Source organism: Wolbachia endosymbiont (group A) of Melitta haemorrhoidalis (genome assembly GCF_964273365.1).
In the GTDB taxonomy this organism is placed as follows: domain Bacteria; phylum Pseudomonadota; class Alphaproteobacteria; order Rickettsiales; family Anaplasmataceae; genus Wolbachia; species Wolbachia pipientis.
Genome location: NZ_OZ187004.1, coordinates 200244 through 219225, shown reverse-complemented (window position 1 = coordinate 219225; position 18982 = coordinate 200244). Strand labels below are relative to the sequence as shown.

General features: G+C 35.7%; 16 protein-coding genes and 3 pseudogenes. 6 read left to right on the top strand and 13 right to left on the bottom strand.

The window, feature by feature from the left end:
- Nucleotides 1-133: 133 nt before the first annotated feature.
- The 5 genes from pnp to ACICPZ_RS01075 are packed head-to-tail and all read right to left on the bottom strand — an operon-like array spanning nucleotide 134 to nucleotide 4146.
- Nucleotides 134-2407, bottom strand: coding sequence for a polyribonucleotide nucleotidyltransferase (pnp, locus tag ACICPZ_RS01095; protein ID WP_095742791.1), 2274 nt, complete (start codon nucleotides 2405-2407; stop codon nucleotides 134-136).
- Nucleotides 2408-2421: 14 nt separating this feature from the next.
- Nucleotides 2422-2694, bottom strand: a complete 273-nt coding sequence (rpsO, locus tag ACICPZ_RS01090; protein WP_006279944.1) for a 30S ribosomal protein S15 — start codon at nucleotides 2692-2694, stop codon at nucleotides 2422-2424.
- Nucleotides 2695-2706: 12 nt separating this feature from the next.
- Nucleotides 2707-3045 carry a hypothetical protein gene (locus tag ACICPZ_RS01085; RefSeq protein WP_231115842.1) on the bottom strand — a complete coding sequence of 113 codons (339 nt, stop codon included), beginning with the start codon at nucleotides 3043-3045 and terminating at the stop codon, nucleotides 2707-2709.
- Between the two features lie 7 nt (nucleotides 3046-3052).
- A complete protein-coding gene (locus tag ACICPZ_RS01080; RefSeq protein WP_082942379.1) occupies nucleotides 3053-4009 on the bottom strand; it encodes an IS5 family transposase in 957 nt (318 codons plus the stop codon).
- Nucleotides 3994-4146 (bottom strand): hypothetical protein, encoded by a 153-nt coding sequence (locus tag ACICPZ_RS01075; protein WP_155975182.1) that lies wholly within the window; start codon nucleotides 4144-4146, stop codon nucleotides 3994-3996. The genes ACICPZ_RS01080 and ACICPZ_RS01075 overlap by 16 nt, the downstream gene beginning before the upstream one ends.
- A 107-nt stretch (nucleotides 4147-4253) precedes the next feature.
- Between ACICPZ_RS01075 and ACICPZ_RS01070 the strand changes: the two are divergent.
- Nucleotides 4254-5236, top strand: a pseudogene (locus tag ACICPZ_RS01070) (IS4 family transposase); the annotation flags it as partial.
- 193 nt (nucleotides 5237-5429) lie between these two features.
- Here the strand turns inward: ACICPZ_RS01070 and ACICPZ_RS01065 are convergent.
- A complete protein-coding gene (locus ACICPZ_RS01065) occupies nucleotides 5430-6377 on the bottom strand; it encodes an IS110 family transposase (protein WP_209472550.1) in 948 nt (315 codons plus the stop codon).
- A 216-nt stretch (nucleotides 6378-6593) separates the two neighbouring features.
- Here ACICPZ_RS01065 and ACICPZ_RS01060 point away from each other — a divergent pair.
- Nucleotides 6594-7001, top strand: a pseudogene (locus ACICPZ_RS01060) (IS4 family transposase); the annotation flags it as partial.
- 7 nt (nucleotides 7002-7008) lie between these two features.
- Here ACICPZ_RS01060 and ACICPZ_RS01055 read toward each other — a convergent pair.
- A pseudogene (locus ACICPZ_RS01055) lies at nucleotides 7009-7552 on the bottom strand (DUF6444 domain-containing protein); the annotation flags it as partial.
- Nucleotides 7553-8049: 497 nt separating this feature from the next.
- Here ACICPZ_RS01055 and ACICPZ_RS01050 point away from each other — a divergent pair.
- From ACICPZ_RS01050 to lepB, 3 genes are all read left to right on the top strand, one after another.
- Nucleotides 8050-9075 (top strand): Fe(3+) ABC transporter substrate-binding protein, encoded by a 1026-nt coding sequence (locus ACICPZ_RS01050; protein WP_010082338.1) that lies wholly within the window; start codon nucleotides 8050-8052, stop codon nucleotides 9073-9075.
- A 203-nt stretch (nucleotides 9076-9278) separates the two neighbouring features.
- Complete coding sequence (locus tag ACICPZ_RS01045; protein ID WP_006280416.1) at nucleotides 9279-10166, top strand: aspartate carbamoyltransferase catalytic subunit; 888 nt, start codon at nucleotides 9279-9281, stop codon at nucleotides 10164-10166.
- A 949-nt stretch (nucleotides 10167-11115) separates the two neighbouring features.
- Nucleotides 11116-11862 (top strand): signal peptidase I, encoded by a 747-nt coding sequence (lepB, locus tag ACICPZ_RS01040; RefSeq protein WP_010962911.1) that lies wholly within the window; start codon nucleotides 11116-11118, stop codon nucleotides 11860-11862.
- A gap of 7 nt (nucleotides 11863-11869) precedes the next feature.
- Here the strand turns inward: lepB and ACICPZ_RS01035 are convergent, their stop codons facing one another.
- From ACICPZ_RS01035 to iscU, 4 genes are read right to left on the bottom strand one after another with little or no spacing between them, the layout of a single operon-like run.
- Nucleotides 11870-13723, bottom strand: coding sequence for an Hsp70 family protein (locus ACICPZ_RS01035; RefSeq protein WP_264373772.1), 1854 nt, complete (start codon nucleotides 13721-13723; stop codon nucleotides 11870-11872).
- On the bottom strand, nucleotides 13701-14159 hold the full coding sequence (locus ACICPZ_RS01030) for an iron-sulfur cluster co-chaperone HscB C-terminal domain-containing protein (protein WP_264374232.1): 459 nt from the start codon (nucleotides 14157-14159) through the stop codon (nucleotides 13701-13703). Before ACICPZ_RS01030 ends, ACICPZ_RS01035 begins: the two co-directional genes overlap by 23 nt.
- Nucleotides 14152-14556 carry a HesB/IscA family protein gene (locus ACICPZ_RS01025; protein ID WP_264373770.1) on the bottom strand — a complete coding sequence of 135 codons (405 nt, stop codon included), beginning with the start codon at nucleotides 14554-14556 and terminating at the stop codon, nucleotides 14152-14154. The genes ACICPZ_RS01030 and ACICPZ_RS01025 overlap by 8 nt, the downstream gene beginning before the upstream one ends.
- Before the next feature lie 10 nt (nucleotides 14557-14566).
- On the bottom strand, nucleotides 14567-14959 hold the full coding sequence (gene iscU, locus ACICPZ_RS01020) for a Fe-S cluster assembly scaffold IscU (RefSeq protein WP_264373769.1): 393 nt from the start codon (nucleotides 14957-14959) through the stop codon (nucleotides 14567-14569).
- Between the two features lie 203 nt (nucleotides 14960-15162).
- Between iscU and ftsY the strand changes: the two genes are divergently transcribed.
- Nucleotides 15163-16074 (top strand): signal recognition particle-docking protein FtsY, encoded by a 912-nt coding sequence (ftsY, locus tag ACICPZ_RS01015; RefSeq protein ID WP_264373768.1) that lies wholly within the window; start codon nucleotides 15163-15165, stop codon nucleotides 16072-16074.
- Here the strand turns inward: ftsY and radA are convergent.
- Complete coding sequence (gene radA / locus ACICPZ_RS01010) at nucleotides 16061-17404, bottom strand: DNA repair protein RadA (RefSeq protein WP_264374231.1); 1344 nt, start codon at nucleotides 17402-17404, stop codon at nucleotides 16061-16063. The two genes, ftsY and radA, sit on opposite strands and share 14 nt — an antisense overlap.
- Before the next feature lie 840 nt (nucleotides 17405-18244).
- Nucleotides 18245-18982: a putative folate metabolism gamma-glutamate ligase gene (locus ACICPZ_RS01005; protein WP_264373766.1), complete on the bottom strand. Its 738-nt coding sequence runs from the start codon at nucleotides 18980-18982 to the stop codon at nucleotides 18245-18247.

Here is an 18982-nt window from a genome sequence, read left to right as displayed (position 1 = left end):
GGATACCTTGGGTTAGCTATAGCTAACACCACAATTGTACTAACATTGTGATTTGAGAACAACCTTCACCAGAAAGGGTGTCATTCCAGTGTTAAGCACTGGAATGACGAGAGGTAACGCAAGAAGTTTACTCTTAATAAAAACCTGATGATGAATCATTATTACCAAATTTCGGCCTATTTCTGTTGCTGAAACCAGAACGAGGACGAGGAGGCCTCTTATGGTGACTTCCTCCAGGTTTTCTACTAAATGAATTATTGTAATAATTATCCCTGTCATTTGGACCATCTTTCCTTTCCTCGTTGTAAAGCTCACCTTCAAAAAACTCTCCCGTCTCTTGATCAACCCGACGTCTTGACAACTTTGGACACCCACCTTTTTCGAAGTCAATTACTAGTGCTTTGAAAGTATCATCTTGTTTAAGTACGCTCTCTATAGAATCTATATGTTCATTAGCTACTTCACTTATGTGCATTTTTCCTTTTCTGCCATTAAGAAATTCAAGCTCTACAATAGACTTCTCTATTCTTACAACCTTGACATCAACTATAGAACCTTGTTCTAGTTCTGTTATTGAATCAATCATCATACTCTTTGCAATTTCAGCTTCAGTGCCACTCGTAGCAAAAACAGAAACTTTACCATCATCTCCTATTTCAATTTTTGCATTACTTCTTTCACACACACTGCGTATATTTTTCCCCTTAGAACCTATAGCAGCAGAAATTTTGTCTTTATCTATGTAAAATGATAACATCCTTGGTGCATGGTCTTTGACATCATCACTGTGTTCTGAAATCACTGCATTCATTTTTTCTAAAATATGTAATCTTCCAGCTTTTGCCTGTTCTAAAGATTTTTCAACAATTTCAAAGCTTATACCAGAAATTTTCATGTCCATTTGTAGCGCCGTAACCCCTTCACTAGTTCCTGCTACTTTAAAGTCCATATCACCAAGATAATCTTCATCACCAAGTATATCGGAAAGTATTACATACTCGTCTTTATCTTTGATGAGACCCATAGCAATTCCAGCAACAGGGGCCTTTATTGGCACACCCGTATCCATTAAAGCAAGAGAAGTCCCACAAACTGTTGCCATAGAAGAAGAACCATCAGACTCCAAAATTTCGGACACTACTCTTATTGTATAAGGAAATTCAGACTTATCGGGTAAAACAGGATGAATTGCTTTCCAAGCAAGTTTGCCATGACCGATTTCTCTTCTTCCTGGTGCACGCGCAGCAGAAGTTTCTCCAACAGCAAATGAGGGAAAGTTATAATGCAACATGAAATGCTCACGTCTATCCCCTTCAATATCATCCACAATTTGCTCATCTTGAGTGGTGCCAAGAGCAGTAACAACCAGTGCCTGAGTATTGCCTCTTGTAAATAGTGCAGAACCGTGAGTTTTGGACAGAATATCAACTTCAACTTCTATCTGACGTATCTCATCATGCTTACGACCGTCTATCCTTACACTTTTCTTCCTAATTATTTCACGTACTAAAGATCTTTCAAAGTTTTTTACTGCATACGTAATTAACTTTTCGTCTTTTCCAGTTTCTTTAAGAGTATTCAATATATTCTCTCTGATCGCTTCTAGAGCTTGAACTCGCTCTTGTTTTACTGTTTGCGAATATGCTTTTTCAAAATCTTTACCGTATTTTTCGAGCTCTTGTGTTATATCTGATGCATCAATAGGGGCAAAGCTCTCAGGTTTATTGCCAATTGTATCAGCAAACTCTTTTATGAGCTTAATGACAGGCTTAAGGTGTTCATGGCCAAATTTTATTGCATTAAAAACATTTTCTTCAGAGAGCTCTTTCACTTCTGATTCAACCATTAAAATTGAATTTTCATCACCAGACAAAAACAGATCCAAGCTGCTTGCTTTCATCTCTTGAACAGAAGGGTTGAGTATATAGTTATTATTTTCATCACAACCAACCATCACTCCAGCTATAGTAAAGTGAAAGGGAACACCAGAAATTGCAAGAGCTGCAACAGCACCAATCAATGCTGGCACTTCAGGAGGATTGACTGTATCATAAGTTAATAGATTGCACACCACACTAATTTCATCATGAAATCCTTCTGGGAATAGTGGTCTTATACTTCTATCTATTACTCTTGAGATTAAAGTTTCTCTATCAGATGGCTTGCCTTCTCTTTTAAAAAACCCGCCAGGGATCTTACCCATGGCATAGCTTTTTGCGATAAACTGCACATTTAAAGGTAGGAAATCAACGCTTTCTTCCTTCTTTTTACGGACAACAGTTACTAAAACAGAAGTATCACCGTAATTTACAACTACTGAACCATGAGCTTGGCGTGCTATTTTTCCTGTTTCTAAAGATAAGGCACGACCACCCCACTCTATAGATTTTTTTATAATTTTAAACATATTAAATTCCTCGATTATTTTCTAATGCCTAACTTCTCTATTAATTCCTGATAGGCTTCATTACCAAATTTACGCTTTATATAATTTAAGTGCTTGCGTCTTCTACCTATCAATATAAGTAAACCACGCTTAGAGTGATGGTCATGCTTGTGCACTTTAAAATGCTCAGTTAAGTTACTGATCCTCTCGGTCAAAATTGCACATTGTACAAAAGATGAGCCTGTATCATCTTCTTTAATTGCATATATATTTATCAAACTCTTTTTCTTTTCGGATGTTATCGACATCTAAACCTCATTTTAAATATTAAAAACACGAATAGGTTTCACACAACCATAAATAAAACTGCAGATTGCAATAGGTACACTACCCACCACCGTACAACAAATATCATGATTCTTTAAATTACGCAAGTTATTTAATACAACTTCCTGACCTTTTCTGATTTTCCCCGCATCTTCTAGGGAAATTTCAACTTTGAACATCGATTTTAAAGCCGATTCAATGGGGATGACGAAACTTTTTGTATTACTCCCTGTCACTCCATCATCTTCTGTCATCCCACCCCCCTCTGTCATCCAAGTAGCTGACACTGGGATGGCTTTGTTGCATCGCTCTTCGGATAGTAGGTAACGCACAATAAATTTATGAAGCTATCTCAAATTTAGCCATACCAATATCAGTGAACTTATTGAGCAAATAGCATTTAACAAGTAGTTCCTTCTCTCTATTTGTCTCAGATTTATTCCTAAAACTAAACCCGAATGTTTGTTTCAGTTGCGAGAAAAAACTTTCTATATAAGATCTTTTTCCATAACTCATCTCTTTTTTCCACTTCTTTATACCATCTTCATCATATGACTTTATGAGCTTGACTGCAGAATTTCTCTCAGCCATATAGTCTAACTTTGGATGCTCTGCTGCGTTGTTTTTCGGAGGAATTTTCTTTTTTATACCATATTGATTACACAGCTTATAGAGCTTTTCTCTGTCATATGCCCTATCTGCATATAGTACTTTTATGACATACTGAAAATCGACTTCTTTTAGCAAATCACAAGCTCCATAGTGATCAGAGTAGACACCGTTACTGTATTTTACAGCTATGGCTTTTTTGTTGTTTATATTCAACATTACGTGCAATTTTCTCGTTTGCTCATAGCCACGATATTTTCTGTCAGTGCTATTTTCCTTGCTGTGACCAGGAGTGTTGTTGTATATACTAATTCCTGTACTGTCTATAGCAATTTCGATATCTTCCATATTATTTTTATCAATTCTGCAATCATTTATCTTAATATTAAGTTTCTTAAACCTTCTTGATGCTTGTGAATAGCTGATAACTGCCAAATCTCTTCCTATTTGTTGCAAATACCCTTTTATAAACCCGACTGTTTGTCTTAAACCAATTCTAAAGAAACTGACGATTATATGCACCAAAATCACAACTTTATCACTATAAATATAGTTGCCGCCCTGCATTTTTGGACAATTCTCGTACCAATTTTCTATGGCGTCATTGATATAACAAAAAATGCTTCCTCTTTCTTGGAGAAATTTGTTATATTCATGGCAGTTACTGACTCTCATTTTTTGTGGCATATTTTTTCTTCAACAGTTAAATGGCTATTTATAATGAATTTTGTCAGTAACTGCCAGTTCTTTTCACTTGAGCGATGCAACAAAGCCCACTGGGATCCAGTTTCACCTTGTGATGGTGTCATGAAAGTAGCTGACACTGGTTTCCATCCAAGACGGTGTCATTCCTTACTATTACCCACAAATATAAATGGACTAAAAAGTAAAATATTACAATATTAAAGTTTGCAAATATTGAGGGTGTAAAATGGCAAGTAAAAGTAGTGAATGGGCTAAAAATGAATTTGGAGATAAAAGGTTAACTGAGCGATTAGTAAAGATTGCTGATATGTTTGACAAAATTACCTGAAAGTTAGATTAATCAAGCATGTGAAAGTTGGTCAGAAGCAAAAACAGCATAACGTTTTTTTCAAAATGAGAATGTAAAAGAAAGTGATATTTTAGCTACACATATTAATAAGACGGTTGAGAGAACAAAAGCTCACAAGAGGGTTCTTGTCATTCAAGATACCAGTTACATTGTATATAATAACCATAAAAAAACAAGCGGATTAGCAAATTTGTCCAGTTATGATACTGCAAAAGGTATTATAATGCATACAGCTCTTGCCGTTAGTATAGAAGGTTTGGTACTAGGGATACTAGATCAAAAAGTTTATTCAAGACCTGAAGAAACTGAGAACCTTAAAAAAAAGAGCGATCGCATTGAAGATAAAGAAAGCGTAAAGTGGTTGGAAACTTTAAGAAAAACAAATAATATTATTGATCCAACTCAAACTGAGACTATAACTGTATGCGATAGAGAAGCAGATATATATGACTTTTTTGAGCTTGCACATAATCTTAATTCGGCAGTGCTAGTTAGAGCATGCAGAGATAGAGCAGTAAATAGAAAATCTCGATATCCTGAAAAAGGTGAGCAGAAGTTATGGGCATTTATTAAATCCTCTCATTGTGCAGGTACGGTAGAAGTTGAAGTTCCTGTAAAAGATAATAAGCCAAAAAGAACAGCACGTTTGGAAGTTAGATTTGGAAAGTTTATGATGAATCCATCTAAGAATAATATTAGGCATAAGACGGAAGAACTACCTAAATTACCACTTTATGCAGTTTATGTTGTTGAGAAAACTCCCCTTCCCTTAAAAAAAACCGCTAGAATGGATGCTATTAACGAATCTTTCAGTTAATACTTTCGATGAAGCTGTTGAAAAAATTAGTTGGTATCAACTATGTTTTTTAAAAATTTTTTTATTTGTGTAATTTTGCAAATTATATGGGCAATAAAAACCCGTTTGTCATAGAAATAGAATTTTATATCAAACAGCTACCACAGCAATTTCTGCTTAAGCTAATGAATATGTGCTTTAAGTCTGTGTGGACGCACATATTCATTAGCCAATTTCAGTTACCGTTGTGAAGATTTTTAAGTATGCAAATTAATTGCTTCTTTAAGTCTTGTATTAGCAATTACTATAATTTTACGCATTAGGGCTGTTATAGCCACCATCTTCTTCTTACCACTTTCAACAAGCTTAGAATAAAAGGCGCCAAGTATAGATTTTGACCTTGTAGCAGCCATAGCGGCTGTAAAGAGCTTTGAACGAACGTTACTTCTACCACCTGTAATCCTTCGGTAACCAACAGCTTTACCACTTTCTTTTGGATGCGGTGCAACTCCGGCAAGACTTGCTACTTCTTTTCTATTTAAGTAACCAAGCTCTGGCATTAAACACAAAAAATCTTGTGATAACTTTTTACCTATTCCAGGAACTGTTTTAAGAATTTTTTGGCGTTGTTGTAATTCGCGGCTTTCATCAATAATCTTTTGTATAGTATCATTGAGTTCGTTTATTTGACTATCGAAAAACTCAATGGTCTTTTGACAGCTTTCTTTTATATGATCATTTTCCGGTGCTTCAAGTCTGCATTTTTCTTGAGTTCTCATTTGCGTAATATCATCACGACGTTGACAAAGTGCAGCCAAAGTTGATTGTTCTGTAGAGGTAGGTACAAATAGAGAGATAGTTCTATGGCGTTCAAATCCATATTGAGCAAGAGCTCTTGCATCTGATCTATCAGACTTTGCTAAAGTTCCGTGAGATAAAATAAAGCTTTTTACTTTACGAGTATTAGCTCGATGCACGGCAATATTTTTGTCGGTAAGAAAATGTGATAAGCCAAGCTCATATTTCCCTGTATTTTCTAAAGTCACTAAAGCATTAGGTAGAATATCTGAAAACTCTTGAAATAATTGTTGCCAACCAGAAGCATTATTATCAAATTCGACAGCATTCTTCTGTTTGTGAATTGCAACGACATTTTTAAATTTTCCGATGTCAATGCCAATAAAATTTTGATAAGATGTAACCATAATAAACCTCGATAGTTTTAGTTAATTTAAGATTGTAAACGGGTGCATATATATGTCCCAAGCAACTATTCAAACGTATCGAGAGATAGGGCTAGCGTACCTTGATACCAACGGTTGTAATACCAATTTCCTTTCGGTCGCGCACGCCCGCTATTCCTAGTGAGCAGGGTTATCTTTCTCTCTTATCTCTTTTATATCACGTTTTTAACTTACAATTGCCTTAGATGGAAAATAGAGATATTACATAAAATTTTAAATCCGGTCTCAAAGTTGAAGAATGTAGGCTTGGAATAGCAGAAAGACTAATGAGATATCTAACAGTTATGAGTATTATTGCTTGGAGGATCTTCTTTATTACATCAATTGCAAGAGCTAACCCAACATTACCATGTACTACCTTATTAGCTGAAGAAGAATGGAAAGTTTTATACGTTAAAATACACAGAAAACCATGTCCAAGTGTAGTTCCCAACATAAAAGAAGCTGTTTCATGAACTTGGAGGCCATTTAGCAAGAAAAAATGACCCAAAACCAGGACCAATTACTCTTTGGAAAGGATATAAACGTCTCTTTGATTTAGCAGAAGGATGGCGACTTGCTCACGAACCTCATATTTGTGGGTAATAGTAAGATTTGATATGCTGCCAACACTTATGTTCAAATTAAAAATGTCATTTATGATACTAGCCACTTCACGCTTTGAGTTTTTGTAAAATCCGCTGAGTGCTGCAATTATAGACTTAACCCTTGGACCAAATGTATCTGGCGTAACACCTTCTGGTAACTTGCTACTTTTTCTTTTTCTGCATCTCCAACAACGACCATGTTCCAATTACTACATAAGGCCTAATTTCCGGAAGATCAACTTTTTGGTGAACATAAGGTTTTTCGCATATTACAAGCTCTCCTCCGCATTCGCAAATATTAGGCAACTCTATTTTTACTACTTTATCCGCTTCCATTGTGGCATGAAAATTTCCTTTATGCCCAACCTGATCGCCAACATTCCTTTCGCTTTTTGGCTTGTCCTTTTTTATTTTGTATAGCTCTTTTGAGCTGGGCAGGGATGAGTTTTTTGAATTTAAACCGAGCCTTTCCTTTAATTCAGCGTTCTCTATCTTTAAAGCTTTATTTTCTGCTTTTAAGTTTTCTATCTCTGCTTTCAGTTTTTCTATTTTTTGCTGTAAATTTTTGCAAAGTTCTCAAAGGTTTACCACATTACCTCACTTTTGCTCTATGATTATCTTTATTATCTTGCTTTGTCTACCTTATTCTACCACTCCGCTGAACGGATACAATTTACTAAACAGAAAAAAAGGCAAAAGAAACCCTAGGGTAGCTAGTTATTCACTATCCATTTTTTAAGTTGGCGTTTTTTAATGTTTTAAATAGCGCATTTCAGCTTATATTAGGTAAAAACCTAGAAATTTTATAAAGACATAAGGTGCACATAGTGCAAAAAATTAAGCATGATTTACGCCAAATACATTAAGTTTTTTGTCATTAATCCACTGCAGAGATTGCGAAGATAAATAAATAGCTTCAGTGTTATAATAAGGGGGCTGGCGAAGCTTGTCAAGGAAGTTTTTATGATTTATCTAACGAACTTTACACTTGCTAAAGTTGTACCATCTTGGTAACTTTAACTGAAAGAAGTTATTTTTTATCCAATATGAAAAAAGCCTTTATATTCACATCCTTAATAGCAATTATATTGATAGTTATTACTTATTTATACAGAAACGACGGAACTAATGACTCACAAGTGGTAAATGTTTATTCATCGCGCAAAGAAGAATTAGTACGTACTTTGTTTGATGAATTCACGAAAAATACAGGTATTAAAGTACGTTACATCATTGATGATTATTCTCAGCTACTTTCACGAATGGAAAACGGTGGTGAAGCTGACTTATTTTTGACTGCTGATGCAATCAACTTAATTCTAGCAAAAAAAAGAGGACTTTTATCTCAAGTAGATTCAGAGGTTTTAAAAAGTGTTATACCTGCAAGATTTAGAGACAGTGAAGATTATTGGTTTGGTCTTACAAAAAGAGCTAGGATATTGGTTTACAATAAAGAGTCAGTAGACCCTAAGGACTTAAGTACTTATGAAGATTTAGCAAATGAAAAATGGAAAGGAAAAATATTAGTGCGTTCTTCTACAAGTCCATATAACAGATCGTTAATTGCTTTTATGATTGCAAATAATGGTTTTGAAAAGACGAAAGAATGGGTAAGCGGAATTGTGAGCAATATGGCAAGAAAACCAAGTGGTGGTGATACTGATCAAATTTACGCCGTAGCAGCGGGTGAGGGAGATGTTGCAATAGTAAACAGCTACTACTTTGCGAGAATTCTTTCATCAGAAAATAAAAAGAATGTTGCAGACAAGCTAGGGGCTTTTTTTCCTAATCGCAACGATCACGGTGTAATGGTAAACATCAGTGGTGCAGCAGTAACAAAAAACGCAAAAAACAGGGAAAATGCTATAGTCTTATTGGAATTTTTAGTAAGCAAGCAGGCTCAAGAGTTATACGCTAAAAAAAACCAAGAATATCCTATTATTGAAGGCGTTGAAACTTCCGATATACTAAAATCTTGGGGAAATTATTCACAAAGTGATTTGCCTCTAAGTGAACTTGAGAAGCATCTTTTTGAGGCTGTTATGATAGCGGATGAGTGTAAGTGGAAGTAATCCCCAGCGCCACTAAACATTGGGATGAAAGATTTATGCTAATATACCTTACTCTTGACTCGCTGAACTTTTTCTTCCTTCTAACTTAATTTTGACTTTACTATCTTTTTCCGTTCTTTCACCAAAACAATTGCTGCACAAGAAGTCTATTGAAAAAAGGTAATAAGAAAGTAGAATAGGTTCAAGTAGTTGAAAAGGAAACTATGAACAAGAGAAGGAATTTGTTAAACATCTCAGACCTTACAGTCGATGATGTAGAAAATATAACTAAGTTGGCCAACCAGTACCTTAAAAAAGAAGTTGCAAATAGTCATATCTTGGAAAATAAGACAGTAATAAATTTATTCTTTGAAGATTCAACGCGTACACTTGCGTCTTTTGAAATAGCAGCAAAAAGCCTTGGAGCAAATGTTGTAACTTTGCCAATAAGATCTTCTTCTATTAACAAGGGAGAAGATCTAAAAGACATGATCAAAACATTAAATGCAATGAATCCTGATTACATAATAATCAGGCATAAAAGTAGTGGTATCATTAATACACTGGCAAAGTATGTTAACTGCTCGCTAATCAATGCAGGCGATGGAAGTAGTGAACATCCAACTCAAGCTCTTGCAGACTATCTTGTAATCAGCAATCACAAAAAGCAAATAAAGGACCTCAAAGTTGTGATATGTGGAGATATTCTGCACAGTAGAGTTGCAAGATCAAATATAAGATTGCTAAAAATGTTTGGAGCAGAGATAAACTTGGTCGCACCACCAACTTTGATTTGTAAGCATTTTCCTGAAGTAGATTCAGTCCATTATTCATTAATTGAAGGTATAAAGGATGCTGACGTAATTATGCTTTTGAGATTGCAGAAAGAGCGCATGAATAATAGTTCTTCAGAGAAAGAATATTTTTATTTGTATGGACTTGATTCACAAAAGCTATCATACGCAAAACCAGATGCGATTGTTATGCACCCAGGGCCAATAAACAGAGGGATTGAGATTAGCAGCGATGTAGCAGATTGTGTTATTTTACAGCAAGTAGAATTTGGATTGGCAATACGTAAGGCAGTGTTGCACTATTATAGGCCTTGCTAATATTAAAAGATGCTACACAACTAATGCAAAAAGGGGGGGCATGAAATGACAAGGCTTGTAAATGGTTTGAGAATGGCCATTAAGATGTTAAGGCCGAGGATATGGTGTGGAAGTTTTTACGAAAGCCTGAAGTCAATCAACAACCTTGCAGAACGGCAAATTAGACGGCTATCGTAAAAACAGCTTTTTCACCTGGTCGGAACATGGAGAAAGATTTGTGGAAAGAATGTTGTCGATATTTTTGACATCACGTCTCAATGGCCAAAATCCCTTCCAAAAGTTACGACTGCTTAGTTCTTTATTCATTCTCACAATCCGTGAACGGTTACAACCTAGATTCCAGTGGGCTTTGTTGCATCGCTAGCTATGATGGATTAAAGATAAAAAAGATAGGGAATATCAGTAGCTTATTATTCTGGTATTTATAACAAGAACGGTCAATGAATACCTAAATTTGAGTAAAAGAAATTTCACTACCATTTACCAATCCGGCTAAAATTCAAGAATTTCAATGCTTTAGCTATTTTCAATAGAATTAAATTTATTAATATAAATAACAAATTACTATTCTTAAATTTGATCAGATTGATTGCAAAAAAACAAGATTTTCAATAGGTTGCTTATAATCCTAACTATAGTTAGCCTTTCATAAGTAGCGATGCAACAAAGCCATTCCAGTGTCAGCTACTTTCATAACACCATATTACCTTAACAAAAGCAAATGTTCGTACAGATGTGCATCAGCTACTTTCATCTGCCACCTGCAAATTGCAATGTTCGTACAGTTATGTGTCACGCTACTTGGATGACACCGTTGAAAGAAATGAACCGCCTTTTCAAAATTGTTTTGAATAGAGGAATAACATTCACAAGTAAAATTTCATATTACCATTTTTTAATTTATGTATTATAATAAGCTTAATCTATAAGAAAAACAAAGTTGGAAAAGTTGGAAGAACTAAGCAAAAACTGGGTGATAAGAACGGGAAGATTTTTATCTTCATTGTTTTTTTTACTGTTGATTGCGCTATCAATACGTAGTTTTTTATTCGAGCCATTTCATATACCTTCTGGTTCAATGAAAAGCACCCTACTTGAAGGGGATTACATTTTTACTAGTAAATATTCATACGGTTACAGTAAACACTCCTTTCCATTTTCTCCAAACATTTTTAGCGGCAGGATTTTTTATACCCCTCCAAAGCGTGGCGACATAGTAGTTTTCAAACCCACAAGAAATGACAGCATCAGGTTTGTTAAGCGAGTAATAGGAACACCAGGTGACAAAGTGCAAATGATAGAGGGAGAATTATACCTAAATGATCAGAAAGTAGAGCGAAGGCAAATTGAAAGTTTTTTTGATTATGAGTCAAATCGTAACATACCAAGATATATAGAAACGCTTTTAAGTGGCAAGGAACATGAGATTTTGGTAGATGACATTTCTAATAAGCTATCATATAACACTCCGGTTTATTATGTACCTAACGATCAATTTTTCGTTATGGGAGACAATAGAAATAATTCTTTAGATAGTAGGTTTCCTGAAGTTGGTTTTGTACCAATGGAAAATATCATTGGGCGTGTAAGCATAGTTGGTTTATCATTTAAATTAGGAAAGGTCGATTGGTTACCATTTAATTTCAGGTTACCTGTTGCTTTGAGATTAAATAGGGTATTGCACAAGGTTGTGTAAGCTTTTTCTACCTATTTGTTAATTCACACAACTCTAAAGAAGAATTTTCTAACTCGGCGATAGTGTTGTTAATTTCATTCAAGTCATTGCCTTGTAAAGCGTTTTTTGCATTTTGTAATAGGTTTTTCAACTTTTGATCAGTGGAAAGGTTATTATTGTTTTCAACCAAGTGTATGAGTTTATTTCCATTAATTTTAGCGCCTGCAAGGGAACGAGCCTTCATATCCTCGTCAAAGCTGTTTATTGACTGGTCAACCATATTTTGAATATCAGCTTCACTCAAGCCAAAACTTGAATTTACTTCAACTGTCTGCTCGATTCTGGTGGTTTTTTCTCTTGCAGTAACAGTCAAGATTCCGTCAACGTTAACTGTGAATTCTATTTCAACTCTTGCAGAACCTGCAGGCAGTGGCGGTATACCTTTTAGTTCAAACTGCGCTAGAGATTTGTTATCCTCTATCATTTCACGTTCTCCCTGACAAACGTGAATTTTCATTGCTGTTTGTCCATCGACATAAGTTGTAAACTCTTTTGTTTCTGAAACTGGCAGTGGCGTATTTCTTGGTATGATTTTTTCAACTATGCCTCCCATAGTTTCTATGCCAAGTGATAGAGGTAAAACATCCAGGAGAATATTCCTATCTTTTGAGCTCGAAGTTAAATCATGAGCCTGCAGAGCTGCCCCAATGGCAACTGCTTTATCTGGATCCACGTCATTTAGTACTTTATTTCCAAAGAGTTTGACTAGTGAATTTTGAACCAATGGTGTTCTAGTTGCACCACCAACTAAAATTACTCCTCTTATATCGTCAATTTTAAGATCTATATCACTTATAGTACGAGTGACTATATTGATAGTCCTATTAACTAAAGGACTTATTGCCTGTTCAAATTCTTCTCTGGTAATTTCACATTTAAATGGCTTGCCGTTAATATTGAATTCAAAAGTGCCTACGGTGTTTTCGCTCAGGTATTCTTTTACAATACGTGATTCAATAAGTGTTGTCATGCAAGTAGCTGACACTGGAATCCAGTTCTTATTATATAACTTTCTAGTGTGTTCATTTGTAATCAAACTTTCTGGATCCCAGACTGGGATGACACTAGAGCATTCTTTGTTTAAACCTACCTTTTCTCTATACTTATCAATCACAATTGAACTCAGCAAATGATCAAAATCATCACCGCCGAGTTTGGTGTCACCACCAACCGCAAGAACTTGAAACACTCCTTGGTGCAATTTCAATATCGAAATATCGAACGTTCCGCCACCAAGGTCATAAACTGCATATATTCCACTGCTATTGTTCTTTTCAATGGAGTAAGAAAGCGCTGCAGCGGTTGGCTCGTTAACGAGGCGAAGAACTTCTATTCCAGCTAATTTTGCCGCATATTTGGTTGCGTTACGTGCTGAATCGTCAAAGTAAGCTGGCACAGTAATCACTGCTTTTTTTACTTCCAGCCCCTTAGACTTTTTTACCCTCTCACATAAAGCTTTTAATATCTCAGCAGAAATCTCAATAGGAGTAAGATACTTTTCCTCTGCGCATTTTATTCTAATAACTTTTTCGCTTTCATGATCTATTTCAAAATTGACGCCTTCTTTATTTAATTCTTCAACACTTTTACCCATTAAACGCTTTATTGAGTAGATTGCATTTTGACCGACATCGTAGCCAGTTTTCAATGTATTATTTTCATATGAAAGAGCAGAAGGCAGCAGTTCTCTTCCTTGTTCATCTTTAAATATCTCCACATTGCCAGCTTTATTTACCATGGCAATTAAAGAATTGGTAGTACCAAGATCTATACCAAAAACTACTTCACTTGAATTTGGTTCAGAAATTTGAATCGGTTGCATTCTTTTTCACCTCCTCAAATGACTTATATAAATATTTCAATCTTAAGACTTGTGTAGCAGCTCCATCAAAATTCTTTACAGCAAAAGTGTTAATTAGGTTTTTAACGCAACCTTTTATTTTTTCATCAATCATCCTGCTTGCAAATTGTAGATCATCGCAGTCCAGCAAATATTCTCTTATTTCCATTGATTCACTTAATATTTCAGAATTTAAGTGGTCCTTTTGGCTTTTCACATCAAAAAAATCTAGCAAATGCTCGGCACGTTTTAGCGGTGACTTTAGTATCTGATAAGCTCTGTTAATATTTTCCATGTTTTGGGACTGTCTTTCATTTATATCAGTTTTGCTTAGCTCAATATATTTTTTCTCTAACTCATCAAAGCTGATATTGAAAGTTGGTTCAATTTCAAACAATGTAAAATAGCTGCTAGACATGAAAACTCTCTCCACAACCACATTTTCCTTTCTCATTAGGATTTTTGAAAACAAAACCCGATGAAAATTTTTCTTCTACATAATCCATTTCAGAGCCAAGAATAAACATGACGGATTTTGGATCGATCAACACTTTAACTTTTTGGTCATCACTGCAGTTTTCTTCAATTACCGACTCTAAAGGACGAGTATCATATGCATATTCAATATCATATTTTAAACCAGAACATCCTTTTTGCTTAATTAGCACTCTTATTCCTATTGCTTCTTCCGGTTTCTCAAGGTTAGTATGCTTCTTTTGGTCCAATAAATACCTGATCCTTTCTACTGCTTCCGCAGTTATAGTGATAAGTTTTTTATTCTTTTTTACAGTTTCACCTCCGCCTACTTCTTTCATGCTTTAGTTCTCAATGTCCACCTTTACTTTGTTTGCTTTGATAGTCATAAATAGCGGCCTTTATAGCATCTTCAGCAAGCACCGAACAGTGTATCTTCACTGGAGGTAAAGACAACTCTTCCACTATTTGAGTATTCTTTATCTGTGTAACGTCACTGATGGTTCTTCCCTTTATCATCTCTGTTAACAAGGAACTTGAAGCAATGGCAGAACCGCAGCCAAAAGTTTTAAATTTTGCATCTTCAATAACACCTTTGTCATTGACCTTTATCTGCAATTTCATTACATCACCGCACGATGGTGCACCAACTAAACCAGTACCAACACTTGGATCATTTTTATCCAGAGAGCCAACATTCCTTGGATTTTCATAATGATCTAAAATTTTCTCATTATAACTCATAAAATTACCTATAAACTGCTATTTTACATTATAACATATTTAGGTTAAAAACTAAAGGAAAACAATCGTTTTACGTGATTTTTACTTTCAAAATTCCCGTAAAACGACTGTTTAACTTTACAAATACACATAATACGTGTATTTCTTTACAATCAGCGTCTCTATGTTGTCATTAAGTTTATAATTTAAAAAGGAGTATTCCCTTGAGTTTGTTTAGTAACCTTTATAAAGGCTTGTTAAAAACTTCTTCTCGCTTTAGCGACGGGGTGAAAAGTATTTTTTCTGGCAAAAAAAAATTAGATCAGTCGCTTTTAGATGAGCTAGAAGAATTGCTAATTAGCATGGATATTGGTCATAAAACTTCTAAGTTGATTATCGATAGGCTCACAAGCATCAAGTTTGACAAGGAAGTTGAACATAATATTATCTCGCAGCAGTTAATGAACGAAATAGAAGCTATATTGAGCCCAGTTGTACAGCCGTTAATTTTAAATAAAAAACCACATATAATAATGGTATGCGGAGTAAACGGTAACGGTAAAACCACAACTATAGGTAAGCTTGCATATAAATATAAGGAAATGGGAAAATCCGTTATGCTTGTTGCATGCGATACATTTAGAGCGGCTGCTAGTGAGCAATTAAACATTTGGGCAGAACGTTCTGATTGCTTAATTGTTACTGGAGAGTACGGTAGCGACTCTGCAAGTGTGGCATACAGAGCTGTAAGTCAAGCTATAAAAGACAACGTTGATGTTGTTCTAATTGACACAGCAGGAAGGCTGCAAAATAATGTGAACCTTATGGAGGAGTTATCAAAAATATATAGAACGATAAAGAAATTGGATGACACTGCCCCTCATGATGTTATTTTAGTTCTTGATGCAACTACCGGCCAAAATGCTTATAGCCAATTAGAAGCATTTAGCAAAATGGTTAATGTTACCGGGCTAATCGTAACAAAGCTAGATGGCACTGCTAAGGGTGGAGTGGTAATTGGACTTGCAGAAGCTTATAAGATAAAGTTACATGCTATAGGAATTGGCGAAAATATAGAGGACTTAAGGGAGTTTACTAGCAAAGAATTTGCTGAAGCGTTATTTAATTGTAATTAAAGACTTCTCTTAATTCCCTTACGTGACCAAGCTTGATTATTTCAATATCATGAGAAGAATAGTTACCATTTTTAGGCATAATTGCTTTTTTGAATCCTAACTTTTGTGCTTCTTTTAGTCTGAGATCAGCATGCGAGATGTTCCTAATTTCTCCTGAAAGTGCAACTTCACCGCAGATTATTGAAGAAGTTGGCAGCGGTAAATTTACTATACTTGAAATAAGGGAAGCAGCAACAGCAAGATCAGCCGATGGTTCCTGTATTTTGAGTCCCCCTGCAATGTTTAGGTATACCTCTTTATCATGCAAAAACATTTTGCAACGAGCATTTAGCACCGCGATGATCATAGCCAATCTATTAATATCCCACCCAACTACTGCCCTTCTTGGGGTTGCCATATTAGTTCCTGCTATTAATGCTTGAACTTCCATTAAAATTGGTCTTGAACCTTCAATTCCTGCAAATACGGCGCTGCCAACTACTTCTCTGTCATGGGCCATCAGAAACAATGATGATGGGTTATCAACAGGCACAAGTCCTGCTTCAGACATCTCAAAAACACCAATTTCATTTGCAGGGCCAAATCTATTTTTAATAGTACGCAAAATGCGATATTGATTGCTATTTTCACCTTCAAAATATAATACCGTATCCACCATATGCTCCAAAGTTTTAGGTCCAGCTATTTGTCCATCCTTAGTTATATGACCAACTATTAAGAGAGAAATACCATATTGTTTCGCAAGAATGGTTAATTCATGTGCGCAAGTGCGGACCTGAGTTACAGTTCCTGGTGCTGATGTAATTCTGCTATCATACATTGTTTGTATAGAGTCAATTACTAAGAATTTAATACTTTTGTTTTCCTTTATTGTTGCTACTACATCAGTTAAAGACACTGTAGATAAAAGCTTAATTTTAGGTTCATTTATCTTAAGACGCTTTGCTCTGAGACTCACTTGCTCTAAAGATTCCTCGCCAGATACATAAAGACATTCAAAAGAGGAAAGTTGCACAACATTAGCTGCAATTCTAAGCAAAAGGGTGGATTTCCCAATTCCAGGTTCGCCTCCAATTAAAATGCTAGCACCTTGAACGATACCCCCACCAAAAACTCTATCTAATTCTTCTATTCCTGTTAGAAAACGACTTGGAGTGATAATTTCGCTACCTGATAACGTCTTTATTAAAATTGGCGCAGATATACTTCTTTTGCCCGTTTTTACTGCTATTTCCTCAACAATTGTATCCCAATTGTCACATGCAATACACTTCCCTACCCACCTACCAGTGCTGTGACCACAGGATTGACATACATATACAGTTTTCATCAAAGCCAAAATTATTTTGTTGTAATTGTAATAAAAATTAGCTGAATATGCGAAGTAAATCTATAGCTAACCCAAGAAAGGGTTCCCTATGTCATACCGCGATTCATTCGCGGTATCTCAAAGCATAGATCCCGCTAACACGTAGCGGGATGACGAGGTCATGCCACCGCGCGAACCGTCATACCGTCATGGTATCTCTAGATCCCGCTAACACGTAGGGGAATGACGAGGTCATGCCGCCGCAAACCGTCATACCGCCGCGGTATCTCTTAGCCGCTAACACGTAGCGGGATGACGGTTGTCGTTTAGCTACAAACGTTAAGAAATTTACCAAATGAAAAAAAAGGCAAAAGAAGCCCTGGGGTTATTATCCGCTTTAAAATATTGGCGTTTTTTATGTTTTAAACGCTTGACAAGCAAGATTAAGCTGCTTTTAATTGCAACTAACTTACGCTGCAAATGTTTAAGAAGTTTACTAAGCAGAAAAAAAGACAAAGAATCCCCGAGTTAGCTAGTCTTTTACTATCTCTGTCGAGTATTGGCATTTTTTGATGTCTTGTAACGCTTTATAAGCGCGTTCAGCTTATTTAGATAAAAATCTAGATGTAGATGAAGTTTTGTAAAGACATACAGTATCTATGTACTGCAAAAAATTAAACATAAGACGCCGATACATTAAGTAATCCTTACCTTTTAATCTGCAGATTGGCGAAAGCAAATACAATAGCTTCAATTTTATGATAAGGGGGCTGGCGAAGGGTGTCAAGTAAGTTTTTTGTTTCTATTCCCAATGTTATATGGTTATGTAAGAAGTCTAATAGCAAATTTTTAAGTTCCTCTTTAACTCTTTAACCAGCGGGCTCGCATGAGGAGAGGAGAGTAAAGGTCCTCTTCCATAGATATCTTCACACTTTTTTCTTCTTCTGTAGTTGGCGGACGAGTAAGAAAGTGAACCTTTGGTGCACCACTAATTATTGCCATCGGTGTTTGCTCTGCCCCTTCTCCCATAACTAAAACAGCAGATGTTGCCAGTGCATCAAGAAGATTGACTTGTGTTACTTGCAGTGGTTGATTATAAAGATCTGGCTTGCCTATATAGGAATAAAGTGGTTCAAATCCACACCAACCAAGAGCAACGCCCGTAACCCCAAGGCGCATAGGTGTTATGTTACTATCTGTAATCAAAATACCAAGATGTTTTATGCAGTGTTTTGTCTTGAGATAGTTCCATATTGATAGAGCTGTTTTCTGAACATCCTTTGGGTATAAAATATACATTTCATTACCATTTGATTCATCAATACCAGCAGATGGAATTAAGATATTGTCTTTGATTGTTAAATAGATGCCGTAAGAATTATGGTCTACATCAACAATTGCATCAGCTTCTCTTTTGATTAGCTCTTCTTTAGAACAAGCAGTTTTGCAAACCACTTGTTTTTGACAAATAGAAATGATTTTTGATGTGATAGCAAGAACAACTTCCTCTCCTAGCAACTCTGAAACATAGCGATCAAGAACCTGCTCTAATACTTCCCCACATTCAATGCGGTGGGTATAAATTGCTTTAACATGCAT

Excerpts from the sequence above, each read along its gene's own strand:
- pnp (WP_095742791.1), bottom strand. The coding sequence starts at position 2,407 with ATGTTTAAAATTATAAAAAAATCTATAGAGTGGGGTGGTCGTGCCTTA.
- rpsO (WP_006279944.1), bottom strand. The coding sequence starts at position 2,694 with ATGTCGATAACATCCGAAAAGAAAAAGAGTTTGATAAATATATATGCA.
- ACICPZ_RS01080 (WP_082942379.1), bottom strand. The coding sequence starts at position 4,009 with ATGCCACAAAAAATGAGAGTCAGTAACTGCCATGAATATAACAAATTT.
- ACICPZ_RS01065 (WP_209472550.1), bottom strand. The coding sequence starts at position 6,377 with ATGGTTACATCTTATCAAAATTTTATTGGCATTGACATCGGAAAATTT.
- ACICPZ_RS01050 (WP_010082338.1), top strand. The coding sequence starts at position 8,050 with ATGAAAAAAGCCTTTATATTCACATCCTTAATAGCAATTATATTGATA.
- ACICPZ_RS01045 (WP_006280416.1), top strand. The coding sequence starts at position 9,279 with ATGAACAAGAGAAGGAATTTGTTAAACATCTCAGACCTTACAGTCGAT.
- ACICPZ_RS01035 (WP_264373772.1), bottom strand. The coding sequence starts at position 13,723 with ATGCAACCGATTCAAATTTCTGAACCAAATTCAAGTGAAGTAGTTTTT.
- ACICPZ_RS01030 (WP_264374232.1), bottom strand. The coding sequence starts at position 14,159 with ATGTCTAGCAGCTATTTTACATTGTTTGAAATTGAACCAACTTTCAAT.
- ACICPZ_RS01025 (WP_264373770.1), bottom strand. The coding sequence starts at position 14,556 with ATGAAAGAAGTAGGCGGAGGTGAAACTGTAAAAAAGAATAAAAAACTT.
- iscU (WP_264373769.1), bottom strand. The coding sequence starts at position 14,959 with ATGAGTTATAATGAGAAAATTTTAGATCATTATGAAAATCCAAGGAAT.
- radA (WP_264374231.1), bottom strand. The coding sequence starts at position 17,404 with ATGAAAACTGTATATGTATGTCAATCCTGTGGTCACAGCACTGGTAGG.
- ACICPZ_RS01005 (WP_264373766.1), bottom strand. The coding sequence starts at position 18,982 with ATGCATGTTAAAGCAATTTATACCCACCGCATTGAATGTGGGGAAGTA.